Source organism: Caballeronia sp. SEWSISQ10-4 2, from assembly GCF_030464885.1.
In the GTDB taxonomy this organism is placed as follows: Bacteria; Pseudomonadota; Gammaproteobacteria; order Burkholderiales; family Burkholderiaceae; genus Caballeronia.
In genome coordinates this window covers 26,008-42,849 of the sequence record NZ_JALPRJ010000072.1, presented here as the reverse complement: position 1 = coordinate 42,849, position 16,842 = coordinate 26,008, and the positions used below count along the sequence as shown (strand labels likewise).

Here is a 16,842-nt window from a genome sequence, read left to right as displayed (position 1 = left end):
GCCGGCAAGGACCGCGGCGCGTTGCTCTTCGCCATCATTGGTGCGAAATGATGCCCCCGCCTGATGGGATACCACCCCGGCGCGGCTGGCGAAGGTCCAGGGTCGCGGTCCATCCCGTGAGACAAAAAACACGCCGTCGTGGCGGTCGAGATCGCTCGGTCGCTTCGGCACTCCTCTGCGTTCCAGATAGTCCGCAGACGCTACGGCGACGAGGGCGAACTCGCCGATCTTGCGCGCGATAAGGCTAGAGTCCGCAAGGGCGCCATTGCGAATGGCGAGGTCGATGCCCTCGTCAACGAGATTGATCGTCCGCTCGGAGACGAGCGACTCGACAACGACCTTGGGATAGCGAACGCGGAACGCAGGGAGTTGCGGCACGACATAGAGTCGAGAGAAGGCGGGCGCGGCGCTGACACGCACCACGCCGGACGGCGAGACCTGTCCCGAACCGATGCGGGATTCCGCTGCCTCGAGATCGCTGATGAGTCGTACGGCAGATTCGTAGAAGTCGCGCCCGGCCTCGGTCAGGCTCAGGCTGCGGGAGGTGCGCATAAGAAGCTGCGCACCGAGATGTTCTTCGAGCGCGGCAACCTGTTTGCTGATCGCCGGCTGCCCTGTCCCAAGCTCACGCGCAACCGCTGAAAAGCTCCCGCTTTCTACGACGCGCACGAATATCTTGATGCCTTCGAGCCGATCCATCCGATCCTCCTACGGGGAATGGGTCATCTAACTAAGGAATAGATCATGCATGATCATGGGCAAATTTATTCCGGAATTGAGGGGGCCTCTCCGGGCCGTTTTGCGGCTCTTGTGACGAAGCATGAGGTAGTTACCTTGGGAAAGCTCGGCGAGGACCGTGCCCAGGTTCTCGGCCGTGCGCCCGTCGCCGCGATGTCCGGCTTCCAGATAGCGGTCGTTCACGACTGTCTGGAACGGGTCGAGGCTGTGTCAATACGCGTAGTGCTACGACTTGGCTAAAGTCGGCTTGTCAGAACGCTCATACGGGCTTCGTGCCCCTCCCGGAGGGGTAAAACGACCTCCCGAAACCTGGTGTTCTTGAGTTTTGACACAGCCTCGGTCGACTACGGTCTTTCGAAGGCAACGCGCGGTGTCGGCTGCTATATGCGGAACGGTTAATATGGATGGTTAATCGCGGTAAATAATTGAATTAAAAGGAATGACGACGGCCTGCAAAACCGTTTAGGCCGGTTCGAATCCCGGCACATCAACACGTGACTTTGCACGGAGCAGAGAGTAACCGAGCAATTGATGAATGCTCGAAAACTCTTGGACATTTTGGCTACCGACTTATGCAAAAGTCAGGCGGATGGGAAATCCGCGAGCCACTCGGTGGCCGCATCCGGACGAAGTCATTAGAACAACTAGTTGAGTACACTAGATCAAAGCAGTTTCAGGGTAACGCAAGGTGATACTCACACATTCGCTGCATTGACCGGCCCTCCGATCCCACACACGGCAACTGACAAGCTGGTCCCGCACATGTCGATCGTTGGACGTTCGCTCTTCGGAAACGTGACCGACCGGGACGGGGCGAACCCAGCTGCCGCGACAGTCTCAAGCACGCCGAAGTTGCGTCAGAACAAAAAGTCCCAAGGTTTGGGGTGACCCTTTACACTTATCTCGACGCTCCGAATCAGTTGTAGAGCGTTCAGCGTCACTTAGTAGATCGCGCCTCGTTGACGACGGTCGTAGGCGCCTTTGGGTACATGTACCCTCGGGACAATTAATGAAGAACAAGACGCTGCTCCTAACGTTCCTTCTGGCTGGTTGTGCAAGCGTTTCGGACATTGATACCAGCAAGATTGATGCGGCTTGCGCTCAATCCTGCACGGCGAACTATTCCGAATGTCTCGGAAAGTTCACGCTCTTTCCGCTTATGGCTCAACACCAGTGCACCGACGCCATGCACCTGTGCGCGAACGCCTGTCCGTCACGGGTTGCTGATTCACCAAACGCGGGGGGCACCACATCACGAAAGCTGGCCGATCTAAGCGACCTTTATAAACGCGGCTTGATCAGCAAGGAAGAATACGACTCCAAGCGTGCGGATATCTTGAAAGCGATGTGATACCCGGCGACGCGCTATCCTCCAACTTGACGCCTACGTATAGCCCGCACACGAGCCGAAACCGCGCGATTCGGGCTCGTGTGCGCCTTATGTCACGTTACACATGTGCGCGTAACCGACGCTCACGAGCGGCTTGTAGGCCAATCTGATAGGTCGATTTTCTCGCCCAGGATGCGGCGATTTTTTTAACAGAATCAACCGAGTCAAAGCTATGGCACGCGAAGCTGCGAAGCCGGCATCGCTTTGCGTTGAAGGGACACAGGAAGGTACACAAAAATCTGCTCGGTGCGACGAAGCCATTCTAGGAAAGGCAGGGACGGATATTTCTATATTTCGATCAGGAAAACGGTCGTGAACGAGCGCGTCTGCGACGTACCCGACGGATGTGGAGTCATGGGAATTCTCGATAAGGTTGGACGGTGCTTCCATGGATCTGAACCGCTCGCGACGTGCTTATCTCATAGGCGATACCAGAAAACCGGTGCGAATGATTCGTTAATGAAGGAGTCCGATGCATGGGAAGTCGCGATTATCCCAGCACCCTCTGAAAATGTGTGACCAAGGCTTGCACATACAGCGTTCAGCTTTTCGAGATGAAGGCCGAGGTTGGAAATTCGCGCGCGCTGGAGGGATCGCGGCGTTATCTTTTGATTGGCGTCAATTGTTCGCTTGATTGGATACGTTTTCTATGTCTATCGTTTCGTATTCCGATGCATTTGTCTCGGCGGACATATGGCGTGAACTGTCAGGCACTCGTGGTAACTTTCTGTCTTGACTTTTATCCCCGGATTGTGCGGACATGAACAATATCAAGGCGATTCTCACCGGTCATACACGCGGCCTCGGCGCGGCGCTGGCCGACCTCATGCTGTCACGCGGCATCGCGGTGCTCGGGGTATCGCGGACACGCAGCAATGCTCCCGGTTCAGCTCTGCTGCAGGAAGTTGAACTCGACCTCGCCAATCCCGCAACGCTCGGCGCGTGGCTTGGGACTGAAACGCTTGCCCGGTTTATCGATGGTGCGCATACCGTGCTGTTGATCAACAACGCCGGGATGTTGCAGCCGGTAGGTGGAATCGAAGGGCAGGATGTGAACGCGATCGGCCGCGCGGTGAGCCTCAACGTCGCCGCGCCGTTGATGTTGTCAGCCGCGGTGGCTGCGGCAAGCACGGCGTCCGACGAGCGACGGATCGTGCATGTTTCGAGTGGCGCAGCGCGTAACGCGTATCCCGGCTGGAGCATTTATTGCGCGACGAAGGCGGCGCTCGATCATCACGCGCGCGCGGTCGCGCTGGATAACAAACGGGCGTTGCGGGTGTGCAGCGTGGCGCCGGGTGTCGTCGATACGGACATGCAAGCCGAGATTCGCGGCACGGGCCTGGAGCGCTTTCCGTTGCGGGAAAAATTCGATGAACTCAAACGCAACGGCCAGCTTTCGACACCCGCCGATGCCGCCCGCAAAGTGCTCGACTACGCGTTGAGCGACACGTTCGGCGACGCACCGGTGATGGACGTACGCGATTTGTCTTGAGCGTTTGCCTCGGTACCGCCGTGGATTGCGTGCTGCGAAAGCGCATCGGCGGCTGCGTTGCGGGCGCGTGGAATCCACTGGAGACGGACATCGGCGAGCTGGGCGATTAAATGGCGCGCCTGCGTTGCGTAGGAACTGAGCCCGGCCGCACCGCTGGCTTCGTCGCGAAGCACGTCTTCGATCACGACTTGGCTGTCGCCGTGGATCACGAGCTTATCTGGCATTGGTGTTCGCGATAACGCCGCTTCCAGCACCGCGATCAGCGCAAGATATTCGGCCTCGCAGCTATCGCCGTGACCGGCGAGCGCACTGATTTTCACGACTTCGCCGTCCGGGCTTTCCAGCACGCCACCAATGCCGATCTTGCCCGGATTCGGATGCGCCGAGCCGTCGAACCAGGCGTGCCATGCAAGGGCGTCGCGGGCGGCCGGTTGCGGCTTTCTGGCCGCGCGAGCGGCAGCACGTTCTTGTTCGCGCTGGGTTAGCGCCTGCTCTGCTGCGGCCCGTTCCCGATGCCGGGCGCTCACGAGCTCAGCAAGCGTCTGCATGCCGGCGGATTTTTCCAGCGTCTGCGTCAAAGCAGCGTGCGCGGAGAGTGAGGTGAGCTTCGACAAGCGCCGGCTTGTCGCACGTTCCTTCTTGTAGGCAATTAAAAATAGCTCTTCGAACTCGAACATACCGGGAATTGAAGTGATCGAAAGCCGAGCTTAACAAGTTTTTGCGGTGGGTTCGGAAATTGGGGGTGACAGGCAAAACGCCTATAGCGATGGCGCCGCAATCACCACACTCGCGTGCCGGCTCTCCGCCCCCTTCGCATCACTTCGTCCGGTCAGATCATCCCCACCCGATGTCGAAACAATACGTGCTTCCACTACGACCTGCGGGTAGGCCGACAGCGTGTCGGCTGGATTGATGGCGAATCAGACCTTCGTGTGAGCGAAGGTGCGGCGGCGGTATCCATGAGCACGCGCCGTTCGATATCGCTGCGTAACGTCGCACGCTGATCTTCCGACAACGCGCCCGCGTGCAGATCGGCATCGGCCAATTCCCGCCGATACAGCGAGACCGTCAGCGCGCGAGCTTTAGGTGCATCGGCTGGGATTTCACGCTGCATCAGCGGCACAGCTGCGCACAGGATCGCCATGTAGTCGCGAATCTGCGCATCGGTTGCGCCCTGCTCGACTTGCTCGTGAATATTCAGGCGGAGATCGGCGGCGAGATCGGCTGTTGAATCCGCGATGGTTTCGTTCTGGCACATAAGACAGCGAAAGCTCGATTCGAGGCGGCGGATGCGAGCGGTAAGTGCCGGGTTGACGCTTGCAGTCGCGATGATTCCGGTGCTCGGGCTCGCGTCAAATTGGGTTCGAACGTTGCTTTGAACCCGCGCGTCAGCAGGCGAGTTAGCCATTCCCTGATCGCTGACATTGGCCTCGACAATCACCACGACACCGGACCTGGCCGCCGCGCCGGCCACACCCGTCGCTAACGCGCAGCACAACGCGACCACGATCCTATTCATCATCGCTCTCACCCTGGAGCCTGCGTACGAGCGGCAGGATTTGCGTGTCGAGTGCGGTTTGCGTCAGCGGTCCCGAGCGTTTGAAGCGTCACACCACGCCGGTCGACGACAAACGTCTCCGGCACGCCATACGCGCCATAGTCGATAGCCGTCTGCCCCGAGCGGTCCACCATCGATGCGATATACGGGTTGCCCGCCTGCTTGAGCCGCTGTTGCGCCGCGGCCGGCTCACCCTTGTAATCGAGCCCGTAGATCGGCACGATATTCTTGCCTGCGAGCGCTACCAGCGACGCATGTTCATCGCGGCACGACTCGCACCACGACGCCCACACGTTCATCACCCACACCTGCCCGCGCAACGCTTCGGGCGACAGACGCCGGTCGGCGGCATCGAGACGCGGCAGATCGAAGGTGGGCGCTTGCTTGCCGATGAACGTCGACGGCAGGCGTCTCGGGTCGTTCGACAGCGACGCCGCCAGCACCACGCTCAAGCCTGCGAAAAGAATCAGCGGAAGCAGAAAGCGTTTCATGATCTCGTCTCCTTCACCCGTGTCTCCTTCACCCGTGTCTCCTTCACATTAGCCGCCGCGATAGCCGCTTGAGTTCGAATGCGCACGTGAGCAGCACCCGATGCAGCCTCCCGCCGCTCACGCACGGCCAGCCGATACCGCCGGTCGCTCGCGGCCAACACTCTGCCAAACGCCATCAACAAACATCTCGCCCAGATCCAGTCGACGAACGGTTTGATCTGCACGCGCACGGTCCAGGCGGTGTTGCTGTTATCGGCTGCATCGCCGAGTGCGACGTCGAAGGCTACAGCGTCGGCGCCTATGCAACCTGGTACCAGAACGAAGAAAGCCGATCGGGCGTCTACGCCGATACCTGGATGCAGTACGGGTGGTTCAACAACAACGTCGAGGGCGACGAGCTGCCCACGGTGAAGTACTACGCCCATGGCTGGGCGGTATCCAGCGAGGTGGACTATGCCCTCCCTCGAAGAGGCGATTGGGTGGTCGTGCCACAGGGCCAGCTCATCTCCGTTGACTATCGGGAGGATTCGCTTAACGAGCCTAACGGCACTCAGGTGGACGGAGCCAATTCCAGCGGCGTTATCACCCGGCTTGGACTACGGCTGCAGCGCACCGTGCAGCGTAGTGCCGGCAAGAAGGCGCAGTTCTACGTGGCGGCTAACTGGTGGCACACGAACACCAGCAGCACCGTTTCATTCAATGAGCTGCCCAAGGGCAGTCTTTATCCCGCCAATCGATACCAGGTGAAGCTGGGCGTGAACCGCGATCTCGGAAAACGCTGGATGGCCTGGAGCACTGTGAGCGGCGCGTGGGGAGCGCAGAGCTATCACGAGTACATCGTGCGCCCTGGAGTCAAGTACGCGTGGTGATGTCGATAGCTGCTGCTGCGGCGGCGGATGCACGATCCGGCGCGCCCGCCTTACGGCGATGGAGTTGAAAGCCGGCGATTACGTCGATCTGCCCACGGCTTGCGCGGCGAACTGATCGGTTTATGGCCTTGGTTTCCGACGTCCGGCTGCCGGACAGGTTTCCCGCCTGGGCCGGATCGTCCCCGCCGGCCGCACGCCTTCGAGCCCCCTCAGCCCCGCTTCGGAATATTCAGGCCTCTGACCACCGCCGGCCGCGCGACGAACGCGTCCAGTGCGCGTTTCACGTTCGGAAAATTTTCGATACCCACCAGATCGCCCGCTTCGTAAAAACCGACCAGGTTGCGGATCCACGGAAAGCTTGCCATATCGGCAATCGTGTAGTCATCGCCCATGATCCACTTGCGACCGGCCAGCCGCTGGTCGACCACGCCAAGCAGACGCTTCGATTCGGCTACGTAACGGTCGCGCGGCCGCTTGTCTTCATATTCCCTGCCGGCGAACTTGTGGAAAAAACCGACCTGGCCAAACATCGGACCAATACCACCCATCTGGAACATGACCCACTGGATCGTCTCGTAGCGGCTGGCGGCGTCTTGCGGGATGAACTGGCCAGTTTTGTCGGCGAGATAGAGCAGGATCGCGCCGGATTCGAACAAGGCCAGCGGTTTGCCATCGGGGCCATTGGGGTCGAGGATCGCGGGAATCTTGTTATTGGGATTCAGCGATAAAAACGCCGGCGACATCTGGTCGTTGGTTTCGAAGCTGACCAGATGCGGCTCGTACGGCAAGCCGGTCTCCTCGAGCATGACCGATACCTTGACGCCGTTTGGCGTCGGCAGCGAATAAAGCTGAATCCGGTCGGGAAACTGCGCGGGCCATTTTGCTGTGATGGGGAAAGCGGACAAATCGGTCATGGTTATCCTTATCCTGGTGCATGAGGGAGATCGTTGACGCCTCGGCGATAGGTTTTCGGGTCGAGTTCGGCGCACAGGACGACAAATATAGACATTCCCGCGGCGCTTGTCTTTTTGCCCGGGTAACCGGCGGATAACCTAATAGGCAGTGAGGCTCGAAGCGACCTTCCGCAGCCATGGGTCAAATGGCGCTGAAGGGCGTCGCTGAAGGCTTCATTTAGCCTTCAGCGACGCCCCGGCCGCCGAACCCGCGGTGCTCGTGCCGCGCCGCCGCCAAATCGATCGGATAAAGAAGCGTTAACATCGCAACTACAATGCTGAATGTGCTGAACGGCAACGAATACAAACAGAGCTGGAGTTACCCATGAGTCAAATGATCAAGCGAAACGGATTGCAGGTTGCAGCCGAGCTCAGCCAGTACGTCGATGAAGAAGCGTTGTCGGGCGTTGGCATCGATAGCGAAGCGTTCTGGAAAGGCTTCGATGCCCTCGTCCACGATCTCGCGCCGAAGAACCGCGCGCTGCTCGCCGAGCGTGATCGGCTGCAGACGGAACTGGACCAGTGGCATCGAAAGAATCCGGGACCGGTGCGGGATTTGAAAGCGTATCGCGCGTTTCTGGAAGGTATCGGTTACATCGTGCCGGCGAGCGGCGCGGTGCAGGCGACGACCCAGAACGTCGATACGGAAATCGCCGGGCAAGCCGGGCCGCAACTCGTTGTGCCGCTGTCGAACCAGCGCTACGCGCTCAACGCGGCGAACGCGCGCTGGGGCAGCTTGTATGACGCGCTCTACGGCACCGACGCAATCCCCGACACCGACGGCGCGCACCGGACCGCGCAGTTCAACCCGGCTCGCGGTGCGCGCGTGATTGCACGCGCTCGCGCATTTCTTGATGAAACCGCGCCGCTCGCCAACGGTTCTCATGTCGATGCCACCGCGTATCGCGTCGAAGGCGGCAAGCTTGCCGTGACGTTGAAAAACAGCACGTCGGCGTTGAAGTCTCCCGATCAGTTCATCGGTTTCCAGGGCGATGCCGGCTCGCCGTCTGCGGTGCTGCTCAAGCATCACGGCCTGCACTTCGAGATCCAGATCGACGCGACGGATTCCATCGGCAAGACCGATGCCGCGCATGTGAAGGACGTGCTCATGGAGGCGGCCGTTTCGACAATCATCGATTGCGAGGATTCAGTCGCAGCCGTCGATGCCGCCGACAAGGTCCAGCTCTACCGCAACTGGACCGGCCTGATGAAAGGCGATCTGGCGGAGGAAGTCACGAAGAACGGCAAGACCTTCACGCGCCGCCTGAACGCCGACCGCGAATACACCGCGCCCGATGGTTCGACCGTCAAGCTGCATGGCCGCTCGCTGCTGTTCATCCGTAACGTCGGGCATCTGATGACGAATCCGGCTGTCGTCGATCGCGATGGGCACGAGATTCCCGAAGGCATTCTCGACGCCGTGATGACGTCGCTCGGCGCCATGCACGACCTCAAGAACAAGCTCAATTCGCGCACGGGATCGATTTACATCGTGAAGCCGAAGATGCACGGCCCGGCGGAAGTCGCTTTCTCCGATGAGCTGTTCGGACGCGTTGAGGACCTGCTCGGCCTGCCGCGTTACACCATCAAGATGGGCATCATGGACGAGGAACGGCGCACGAGCGTCAACCTGCAGGCGTGCATTGCGGTGGCATCGGCGCGGGTGGCGTTCATCAACACGGGCTTCCTCGACCGCACCGGCGACGAGATGCACAGCGCGATGGAAGCTGGCCCGATGATGCGCAAGGGCGACATGAAGTCGTCGGCGTGGATCACGGCTTATGAGCGCAATAACGTGCTGGCGGGACTTAGCTCAGGGCTGCGTGGGCGTGCACAGATCGGCAAGGGCATGTGGGCGATGCCCGACCTGATGCACGCCATGCTCGAGCAGAAAATTGCTCATCCGAAAGCGGGTGCGAATACGGCGTGGGTGCCCTCGCCGACCGCAGCAACGCTGCATGCGCTGCATTACCACCAGGTCGATGTGCAAGCCGTGCAGCAGGAGATGGAGAAAACCAGTTACGCCAGCGCTCGCGATGAACTGCTGAATGGACTGCTGACGATTCCTGTCGTTGAAAAGGCGCAGTGGTCGGATGAGGAAATTCGCCAGGAGATCGAGAACAACGCGCAGGGGATTCTCGGTTACGTGGTGCGGTGGATCGATCAGGGCGTGGGGTGTTCGAAGGTACCGGATATCCACGATGTCGGGCTGATGGAAGACCGCGCGACGCTGCGGATATCGAGTCAGCATATCGCGAACTGGCTGCATCACGGAGTGGTGTCGGAAGCGCTGGTGAACGAGACGTTCGAGCGCATGGCGAAGGTCGTTGATACGCAGAACGCCAACGACCCGCATTACCAGCCGATGGCCGGCCACTTTGAAACTTCGCTGGCTTTTAAGGCGGCTAAGGCGCTGGTGTTTGAGGGGCGTGCGCAACCTAGTGGATATACGGAACCTTTGCTTCATAAGTTCCGGCTGGAGGTTAAACAGCATCGCAGTTGAAAGTCAGTAGCCTGACGCTCGTTGGATATACAATGTAAAAACGTATATCTAACGAGGCAATCATGCAAGTATCCAAGTGGGGTAATAGTCTTGCGATCCGCCTTCCTGCAGCGGTAGTGGAAGCGCTCGAATTGCACGAAGGCGACGACGTGGAAGTTGTCATCGCCGGTGCGCGGGAATTCCAGATCAAGAAAAAACCGACCGGGCGTGACTTGCTGCAGCGGTTGCGCCAGTACCGTGGCCGATTACCTGCCGACTTCACCTTTAGCCGCGATGACGCCAATCGCAATGGCTAAGGTATTCCTGGACAGCAACGTGGCGCTGTACCTTCTTTCCAGCGATGCGGTCAAAGCAGACCGCGCTGAGGGTTTGATGGCAGAAGGCGGTGTCATCAGCGTTCAAGTGCTGAACGAGGTCGCTAACGTGACCCGGCGCAAGCTGACCATGTCATGGAGTGAAACAAACGATGTGCTGGACGCGATTCGCGCCGTTTGTACGACCGAGCCACTGACCGAGGAAACTCACGATACCGGCCGACGCCTTTCAGAGAGATACGGCCTGTCGGTCTATGACTCGATGATTGCAGCCGCGGCGTTGCTCGCCGAATGTGAAGTCCTCTACTCCGAGGACATGCATGATGGGCTGGTTATCGAGGAGAGGTTGCGGATTGTTAATCCGTTTGTTGGGACTGGATTGTGATTGCTCGTTTCAACATTTTTTTAGACGGACTGTCGGCGCATCGTGCGCGTTTCACGACCACGTCCAATGCACCAACCACTTCACTGCGTACTGGTGCGGCCTCATTTTTACTTCTGGGCATCCAGCGCGCCCTTCTTTTGATCCTCCTGCCAAAGATCAAGCGTGGCCTGATGAGCTAGCCAGGGTTCCGCGCTCTTGCCGAAGGCAATCTCAAGCCGCATCGCCACTCATCAACGTTTTTGTGCGTATCCGCCCGTCGTGAATGTCTTCTCCACAAGGGGGCTGGCACAGACGCGCGAGTTTGCTATAATCCGCGACTTGCTGGAGAGATGGATGAGCGGTTTAAGTCGCACGCCTGGAAAGCGTGTTTAGGGTCAAACCTAACCGGGGTTCGAATCCCCGTCTCTCCGCCAGAATACGTTTCGCATTGTTGAGCAGCACCCGAAACCCGCATCGAGCCTTGTGCCGACGCGGGTTTTTTGTTTTCCGCCGCGCCGAAAAGTCAGAATATTTTGACTAATACCGCCTCACGGATGCCGGATGTAATCCACCAACGCCCTCGTATACGCATCCGGTTTCCGGTCGAAAAGACTCACCCCCACCGCGACCACGAACCCCGCCGGCACCCCGAACACCCCCGAACTGATCGACTCGATCCCGAACCACCTTGCGCCGGAGAACCCCGTCATCTGCGTGAAATACGGATACGTCGACACGATGTAATAGATGCACACGCTCAAGCCCGCCAGCATCCCCGCGACCGCCCCGTGCTTCGTCGTCCGCTTCCAGAACACGCCCAGCACCAGCACGGGAAACAAACTGGAAGCCGCCAACGAAAACGCCGCTCCCACCAAAAACAAGATGTTCCCGGTATTAAGCGACGCCACATACGAAGCAAACAACGCCACGCCCAACAGCAATATCTTCGATATGGTTACCCTGCGCTGACTGCTCGCGGTCTTATCGACCATGCAGTAATAGACATCGTGCGAGAGCGCGTTGGCAATGGTCAGCAGCAGACCATCGGCGGTGGAAAGCGCCGCCGCCAACGCACCCGCCGCAATCAACCCCGACATCACATACGGCAGCCCCGCGATCTCCGGCGCGGCGAGCACCACCATATCCGGCTGCATCTGGATCCCGGACCAGCGCACAATGCCGTCACCGTTCACATCGCCGATACGAATCAGATACGGCTCCACCTTGCGCCATTGCATGACCCACGCCGGCAAATCGGCGAATTTGTGCCCAACAATTCCCGTCAGCATCTCGTACTTGATCAGCACCGCGAGCACGGGCACGCTCAGATAAAACAGCGCGACAAAAAACAGCGTCCAGCCGACCGAACGCCGCGCGGAAGCCACCGACGTCGTCGTGTTATAGCGCGTCAGAATATGCGGCAAGCTAGCCGTCCCCAACGACAGACACAGCAGCAGCGACAAAAAATTCCGTCGATGCAGCCGCGCGTTTTCATCGTCGGACGGGGGGAACGCTTCGGCCATCGGCACCGGTGGCGCGGCGCGTTCGAGCATCGCATCGCGAGCGCGGCTCCATTGAACGTTCGCCTCGGCGGGTGTCTTGGGGAACGACCCAAGTTCACGCTCACGCTCGCTGATATCGCGCAACGGCCCGTTGTGCCGGCGCAAGTCCGCGATCTCTCCCTGCAACCTCGCCTGCTCCGTGTGAAACGACGCCGGCAACTCGTCAATCTGCGCCTGGATCTGCTGCGCCTGACGCCGGTAATCGTCGCGGACCTTGGCTTCTTCTGGCGAACGTTCAATCGTGCGCTCGAGCACTTGCACGCGTTCAAGCAAGTGCCCGTATGAAAGCTGCGGCAACCAGCCAAGCCCTTCGCGATGCGCGATCATCGAGACGGGAATCAGCATGGCGCTGATCAGAATGATGTACTGCGCGACTTGCGTCCACGTCACCGCACGCATGCCGCCCAGAAACGAGCACACGAGAATGCCGGCGAGCCCGCAGAAGATCCCGATAGCGAAATCGATACCGATAAACCGCGACGCAATCAGCCCGATGCCCTGGATCTGCGCGACGAGATAAACGAAGGAACACAAGATGGCCGCGAACGCCGCGATGCCGCGCACGAGGTTGCTCGAAAAGCGCGTGCCGAGGAAGTCGGGGATGGTGTAGCGAGCGAGCTTGCGAACGTAGGGCGCGAGCAGGAACGCAACAAGGCAGTACCCGCCGGTCCAGCCCATCATGTAGGCAAGACCGTCGTAACCGGTTGCATAGATAGACCCGGCCAGCCCGATAAACGACGCCGCCGATAACCAGTCCGCCGCGGTGGCCATGCCGTTGAACGCGGACGGCACGCGCCGCCCGGCAACGTAATACTCGACCAGATCCGACGTCCGCGACAACAAGCCGATCACGGCGTACACGGCTATCGGCACGAACAGGAACACATAGCCGATCCACGTCCCCGGCCCGGTCACGCGCTCGATCCGCGTCATCACGTAGATGAACAGGAAGAAGCCGAGCGTATAAAGCGTGTAGGCCCGGATGAGGCGATGGGTGAGCTTCATCGGCGATTCATTGCTCGGGCTTGACGACGACAAGCGCGGCGAGAGCGCGTTGCAGACGGGCATCGGCGAGCTGCATCAGCACGATATACGCGACGATCAACACGACATACACCAGGATCGCGCCCTGCGCGCCGAAGTAGAACGGCAGCGGAAAACCGGCGAAACGCAGGCTGGCGAGACGCGTTGCCATGAGGGGAATGCCGAACGAGACCACGAGCCCGATCAGCATCAGCACCGATATCAACACAAGGTTCGTTCGCCAGTACAACTGATGCGCACGCGCCATCGCCTCCGTGACGGGCGGTGGTTCGGGAGGACTCGCAGGCGATGGAATCGAAGACATGTGCTTATCTACCAAATGCTTTAAAACGCGGCAATCGGGATCGACATCTTTCCGGCCTCGCTATATAAAAACGGCTCCCTGAAACAGGGAGCCGTTCTAGCCAAGTTTCCAGCCGAATAGTACTAAAACAAATTCAGCGCACTTCGCCGAGTTGATCGAGGATCGCGGGATTCTCGAGTGTCGATACATCCTGCGTGATCGCTTCGCCCTTCGCCAGCGAACGCAGCAAACGCCGCATGATCTTGCCCGAGCGCGTCTTGGGGAGGTTATCGCCGAAACGGATTTCCTTCGGTTTCGCGATCGGACCGATCTCCTTCGCCACCCACGCGCGCAGTTCGCTGGCAATCTGCTTGCCCTCTTCGCCTTCCGGACGCGAGCGCTTCAGCACCACGAATGCGACCACGGCTTCGCCGGTTGTATCGTCGGGACGGCCGACCACGGCCGCTTCCGCCACGATCGGATTCGACACCAGCGCCGACTCGATCTCCATCGTTCCAAGCCGATGCCCGGAGACGTTCAGCACGTCGTCGATACGGCCCATGATCGTGAAGTAGCCCGTCTCCTTGTCGCGCACGGCGCCATCGCCGGCAAGGTACAACTTGCCGCCGAGTTCTTCGGGGAAGTAACTCTTCTTGTAGCGATCCGGATCTCCCCACACGTTGCGTAGCGCCGACGGCCACGGCCGCTTGATGACCAGGATCCCGCCCTGCCCGTTCGGCACGTCCTGACCGGTTTCATCGACGACCGCCGCCATGATGCCCGGTAGCGGCAGCGTGCAGGAACCCGGCACCAGTGGCGTCGCGCCCGGCAGCGGCGTGATCATATGGCCGCCGGTTTCGGTCTGCCACCACGTGTCGACGATAGGACACACGCCGCCGCCCACGTTCTCGTGATACCACATCCACGCCTCAGGATTGATCGGCTCGCCGACCGTGCCGAGAATGCGCAGCGACGACAAATCGAAGCTCTTCGGATGGATCTTCGCGTCGGCTTCAGCGGCTTTGATCAGCGAGCGGATCGCCGTCGGCGCGGTGTAGAAAATCGTGACCTTGTGCTTCGCGATCATGTCCCAGAAGCGCCCGGCGTGCGGGTACGTCGGCACGCCTTCGAACACGACCTGGGTCGCGCCGATCGCGGTTGGGCCGTAAGCAATGTAGCTATGCCCCGTGATCCAGCCGATGTCGGCCGTGCACCAGAACACATCGTCGGGCTTGGCGTCGAAGGTCCACTTCATGGTCTGCGCGGCCCACAGCAAGAAGCCGCCGGTGCTGTGCTGCACGCCCTTCGGCTTGCCCGTGGAACCGGACGTGTACAAGATGAACAGCGGATGTTCGGCGCTCACCCATTCCGGCTCGCACGTATCGGCTTCATGCTCGACGAGCTCGTGCATCCACAGATCGCGGCCTTCGTGCCATTGCGTCTTGCCGCCCGTGCGCTTGTACACGATCACGCTCTTGACCGCTTCGCAGCCGCCGGCAGCGATAGCTTCATCGGCGATGCTCTTGAGCGGCAGCGCCTTGCCGCCGCGCATTTGTTCGTCGGCGGTGATGAGCGCGACCGCGCCCACGTCCACGAGCCGTTCGTTAAGCGACTTCGATGAAAACCCGCCGAACACGACCGAGTGCGTCGCCCCTATGCGCGCGCAGGCTTGCATGGCGACCACGCCTTCAATCGACATCGGCATGTAGATCACCACGCGGTCGCCCTTCTTGACGCCGCGTTTCTTCAACGCATTGGCGAAGCGGCACACGCGCTGCAGCAGGTCCTGGTACGTGACGTTCACGACGGCGCCGTCATCGGCTTCGAAGATGATTGCGTTCTTCGCGCCGTTACCCGCTTCCACGTGACGGTCGATGCAGTTATACGACGCGTTGATTTCGCCGTCCTCGAACCACTTGTAGAACGGCGGATTCGATTCGTCGAGGACGGTTTCGAACGGCTTGTGCCAGCTAAGGGTTTCGCGTGCGAGCCGCGCCCAGAAGCCTTCGTAATCGCGTTCGGCTTCGGACGTCAAAGCCTTGTACGCGTCCATGCCAGAGATCGCTGCTCCTGCCGACGCTTTGGCAGAGGGCGGGAAAATACGGCGTTCCTGGAGTACGGATTCAATCGCAGACATCGACAACCCCTTCTTTGATGGTGAATCTGAAAGCAGCGACGCCGGAGTCCGGCTCCGAAGCCGCTATGTCTTTTCGGCGTGGACGACACACGCGGCGCCAGGTGTTGTGCCGTGTCGCCTGCCGTTGTGCATGACCGTTCGATGCCGCGCAGCATACGCTGCCCGGTGTTGTATCGCGAAGATAAGCCGCGTGCCTTACCCGCTACTTACGCAATCCGCCCGATGACCACGGGGTATACACGTATCCGGTGACACAAACGTCACAAACGCGTAACGCAATCGCACGCTTCACGACACGCTACGTCATGTTAACTGAACTCGCCGTCCGGATTCCAGCTTGAATCGTTACGCGCTTTGGCTCGCCGCAGCCATGCTGCTGGTGTACCAGCCCTTGTCCGATTAGGGGCCCCACCTACGGGTTGACCCGCAAATGACCGACCTCATCGCGCTACAATGTCGGACTTTCGCAAAATTTGACGCAAAAACCCGCTTTCTCGCGCCTACCCGACGCTTTTACCCGATCCGACCAACTCCCCACGACCCGGCGCACCGCTCATGTCCGCATCCCCGAACATCCCCGGCACCCGTCCTCCCCGCCCTTCAATGAAGCCGCTTCCCACTGTCATTTTCATGAGCCGCTGGCTCCAGGTGCCGCTGTATCTGGGCCTGATCGTGGCGCAAGGCGTGTACGTCGTATTGTTCCTGAAGGAAGTCTGGCACCTCGTCACCCACATGACGACGCTCGACGAAACCAACATCATGCTGGTCGTCCTCGGCCTGATCGACGTGGTGATGATCTCCAACCTGCTCATCATGGTGATCGTGGGCGGTTACGAAACCTTCGTCTCACGGCTCGGCGTGGAAGGCCATCCCGACCAGCCGGAATGGCTCGATCACGTGAATGCCGGTGTGCTCAAGGTGAAGCTTTCAATGGCGCTCATCAGCATTTCGTCCATCCATCTGCTGAAAACCTTCATCAACCCGGACCAGTACTCGGAACACGCGGTGATGTGGCAGGTACTGATTCACGTGGCGTTCCTTGCGTCGGCGCTGATCATGGCGTGGGTCGACCGCCTGACCACGCACGCGCATCCGGAGCATTTTCTCGAACCCTCCGGCACGCCCGCGAAGGCACACGAATAAG

16 protein-coding genes, 1 tRNA gene and 1 pseudogene are annotated in these 16,842 nt (G+C 59.9%); 8 read left to right on the top strand and 10 right to left on the bottom strand.

What is annotated here, in order from left to right:
* Window positions 1-699: LysR substrate-binding domain-containing protein (locus M0D69_RS34120; protein WP_301786234.1), on the bottom strand; the 699-nt coding region annotated here is incomplete at its 3' end.
* A gap of 1,048 nt (window positions 700-1,747) precedes the next feature.
* Between M0D69_RS34120 and M0D69_RS34115 the strand changes: the two genes are divergently transcribed.
* Entirely contained in the window at window positions 1,748-2,089 is a 342-nt protein-coding gene (locus M0D69_RS34115) for an SHOCT domain-containing protein (RefSeq protein ID WP_301786233.1), read from the top strand.
* Window positions 2,090-2,888: 799 nt separating this feature from the next.
* Window positions 2,889-3,620 (top strand): SDR family oxidoreductase, encoded by a 732-nt coding sequence (locus M0D69_RS34110; RefSeq protein ID WP_301786232.1) that lies wholly within the window; start codon window positions 2,889-2,891, stop codon window positions 3,618-3,620.
* Here the strand turns inward: M0D69_RS34110 and M0D69_RS34105 are convergent.
* The 4 genes and pseudogenes from M0D69_RS34105 to M0D69_RS34090 form a co-directional block, all read right to left on the bottom strand.
* A complete protein-coding gene (locus tag M0D69_RS34105) occupies window positions 3,560-4,297 on the bottom strand; it encodes a ribonuclease HI family protein (RefSeq protein WP_301786231.1) in 738 nt (245 codons plus the stop codon). The genes M0D69_RS34110 and M0D69_RS34105 overlap by 61 nt on opposite strands.
* Before the next feature lie 194 nt (window positions 4,298-4,491).
* Window positions 4,492-5,142: a cytochrome c-type biogenesis protein CcmH gene (locus tag M0D69_RS34100; protein ID WP_301786230.1), complete on the bottom strand. Its 651-nt coding sequence runs from the start codon at window positions 5,140-5,142 to the stop codon at window positions 4,492-4,494.
* 5 nt (window positions 5,143-5,147) lie between these two features.
* Window positions 5,148-5,669 (bottom strand): DsbE family thiol:disulfide interchange protein, encoded by a 522-nt coding sequence (locus M0D69_RS34095; protein WP_367619798.1) that lies wholly within the window; start codon window positions 5,667-5,669, stop codon window positions 5,148-5,150.
* Window positions 5,666-5,938 (bottom strand): annotated as a pseudogene (locus tag M0D69_RS34090) (cytochrome c-type biogenesis CcmF C-terminal domain-containing protein); the annotation flags it as partial. The pseudogene M0D69_RS34090 and the gene M0D69_RS34095, both read right to left, overlap by 4 nt.
* Between M0D69_RS34090 and M0D69_RS34085 the strand changes: the two are divergent.
* Window positions 5,888-6,538, top strand: a complete 651-nt coding sequence (locus tag M0D69_RS34085) for an autotransporter outer membrane beta-barrel domain-containing protein (RefSeq protein ID WP_301786238.1) — start codon at window positions 5,888-5,890, stop codon at window positions 6,536-6,538. The pseudogene M0D69_RS34090 and the gene M0D69_RS34085 overlap by 51 nt on opposite strands.
* Window positions 6,539-6,747: 209 nt before the next feature.
* On the opposite strand, the gene M0D69_RS34080 is transcribed toward M0D69_RS34085, so the two are convergent.
* A complete protein-coding gene (locus tag M0D69_RS34080) occupies window positions 6,748-7,452 on the bottom strand; it encodes a glutathione S-transferase N-terminal domain-containing protein (RefSeq protein ID WP_301786229.1) in 705 nt (234 codons plus the stop codon).
* A gap of 364 nt (window positions 7,453-7,816) precedes the next feature.
* Here M0D69_RS34080 and M0D69_RS34075 point away from each other — a divergent pair, with 364 nt between their 5' ends.
* From M0D69_RS34075 to M0D69_RS34060, 4 genes are all read left to right on the top strand, one after another.
* Window positions 7,817-9,994, top strand: a complete 2,178-nt coding sequence (locus M0D69_RS34075) for a malate synthase G (RefSeq protein ID WP_301786228.1) — start codon at window positions 7,817-7,819, stop codon at window positions 9,992-9,994.
* A gap of 62 nt (window positions 9,995-10,056) precedes the next feature.
* On the top strand, window positions 10,057-10,290 hold the full coding sequence (locus M0D69_RS34070; protein ID WP_301786227.1) for an AbrB/MazE/SpoVT family DNA-binding domain-containing protein: 234 nt from the start codon (window positions 10,057-10,059) through the stop codon (window positions 10,288-10,290).
* Window positions 10,277-10,693, top strand: a complete 417-nt coding sequence (locus M0D69_RS34065; RefSeq protein ID WP_301786237.1) for a PIN domain-containing protein — start codon at window positions 10,277-10,279, stop codon at window positions 10,691-10,693. The genes M0D69_RS34070 and M0D69_RS34065 overlap by 14 nt, the downstream gene beginning before the upstream one ends.
* Before the next feature lie 323 nt (window positions 10,694-11,016).
* Window positions 11,017-11,106: transfer RNA gene (locus M0D69_RS34060), tRNA-Ser, on the top strand.
* A gap of 114 nt (window positions 11,107-11,220) precedes the next feature.
* On the opposite strand, the gene M0D69_RS34055 is transcribed toward M0D69_RS34060, so the two are convergent.
* The 4 genes from M0D69_RS34055 to M0D69_RS34040 form a co-directional block, all read right to left on the bottom strand.
* Window positions 11,221-13,239 carry a sodium:solute symporter family protein gene (locus M0D69_RS34055; protein ID WP_301786226.1) on the bottom strand — a complete coding sequence of 673 codons (2,019 nt, stop codon included), beginning with the start codon at window positions 13,237-13,239 and terminating at the stop codon, window positions 11,221-11,223.
* Between the two features lie 7 nt (window positions 13,240-13,246).
* Window positions 13,247-13,582, bottom strand: a complete 336-nt coding sequence (locus tag M0D69_RS34050) for a DUF4212 domain-containing protein (protein ID WP_301786225.1) — start codon at window positions 13,580-13,582, stop codon at window positions 13,247-13,249.
* 133 nt (window positions 13,583-13,715) lie between these two features.
* The gene (gene acs / locus M0D69_RS34045; RefSeq protein ID WP_301786224.1) at window positions 13,716-15,698 is read right to left on the bottom strand and encodes an acetate--CoA ligase; all 1,983 of its coding nucleotides are present in this window, start codon (window positions 15,696-15,698) and stop codon (window positions 13,716-13,718) included.
* A gap of 500 nt (window positions 15,699-16,198) precedes the next feature.
* The gene (locus M0D69_RS34040; RefSeq protein WP_301786239.1) at window positions 16,199-16,330 is read right to left on the bottom strand and encodes a hypothetical protein; all 132 of its coding nucleotides are present in this window, start codon (window positions 16,328-16,330) and stop codon (window positions 16,199-16,201) included.
* Between M0D69_RS34040 and M0D69_RS34035 the strand changes: the two genes are divergently transcribed.
* A complete protein-coding gene (locus tag M0D69_RS34035) occupies window positions 16,302-16,841 on the top strand; it encodes a TIGR00645 family protein (protein ID WP_301786236.1) in 540 nt (179 codons plus the stop codon). The genes M0D69_RS34040 and M0D69_RS34035 overlap by 29 nt on opposite strands.
* Window position 16,842: the final 1 nt, after the last annotated feature.

Coding starts and splice junctions, on each gene's coding strand:
- M0D69_RS34050 (WP_301786225.1), bottom strand. CDS start 13,582: ATGTCTTCGATTCCATCGCCTGCGAGTCCTCCCGAACCACCGCCCGTC.
- M0D69_RS34075 (WP_301786228.1), top strand. CDS start 7,817: ATGAGTCAAATGATCAAGCGAAACGGATTGCAGGTTGCAGCCGAGCTC.
- acs (WP_301786224.1), bottom strand. CDS start 15,698: ATGTCTGCGATTGAATCCGTACTCCAGGAACGCCGTATTTTCCCGCCC.
- M0D69_RS34115 (WP_301786233.1), top strand. CDS start 1,748: ATGAAGAACAAGACGCTGCTCCTAACGTTCCTTCTGGCTGGTTGTGCA.
- M0D69_RS34035 (WP_301786236.1), top strand. CDS start 16,302: ATGAAGCCGCTTCCCACTGTCATTTTCATGAGCCGCTGGCTCCAGGTG.
- M0D69_RS34095 (WP_367619798.1), bottom strand. CDS start 5,669: ATGAAACGCTTTCTGCTTCCGCTGATTCTTTTCGCAGGCTTGAGCGTG.
- M0D69_RS34110 (WP_301786232.1), top strand. CDS start 2,889: ATGAACAATATCAAGGCGATTCTCACCGGTCATACACGCGGCCTCGGC.
- M0D69_RS34040 (WP_301786239.1), bottom strand. CDS start 16,330: ATGAAAATGACAGTGGGAAGCGGCTTCATTGAAGGGCGGGGAGGACGG.
- M0D69_RS34100 (WP_301786230.1), bottom strand. CDS start 5,142: ATGATGAATAGGATCGTGGTCGCGTTGTGCTGCGCGTTAGCGACGGGT.
- M0D69_RS34055 (WP_301786226.1), bottom strand. CDS start 13,239: ATGAAGCTCACCCATCGCCTCATCCGGGCCTACACGCTTTATACGCTC.
- M0D69_RS34080 (WP_301786229.1), bottom strand. CDS start 7,452: ATGACCGATTTGTCCGCTTTCCCCATCACAGCAAAATGGCCCGCGCAG.
- M0D69_RS34070 (WP_301786227.1), top strand. CDS start 10,057: ATGCAAGTATCCAAGTGGGGTAATAGTCTTGCGATCCGCCTTCCTGCA.
- M0D69_RS34105 (WP_301786231.1), bottom strand. CDS start 4,297: ATGTTCGAGTTCGAAGAGCTATTTTTAATTGCCTACAAGAAGGAACGT.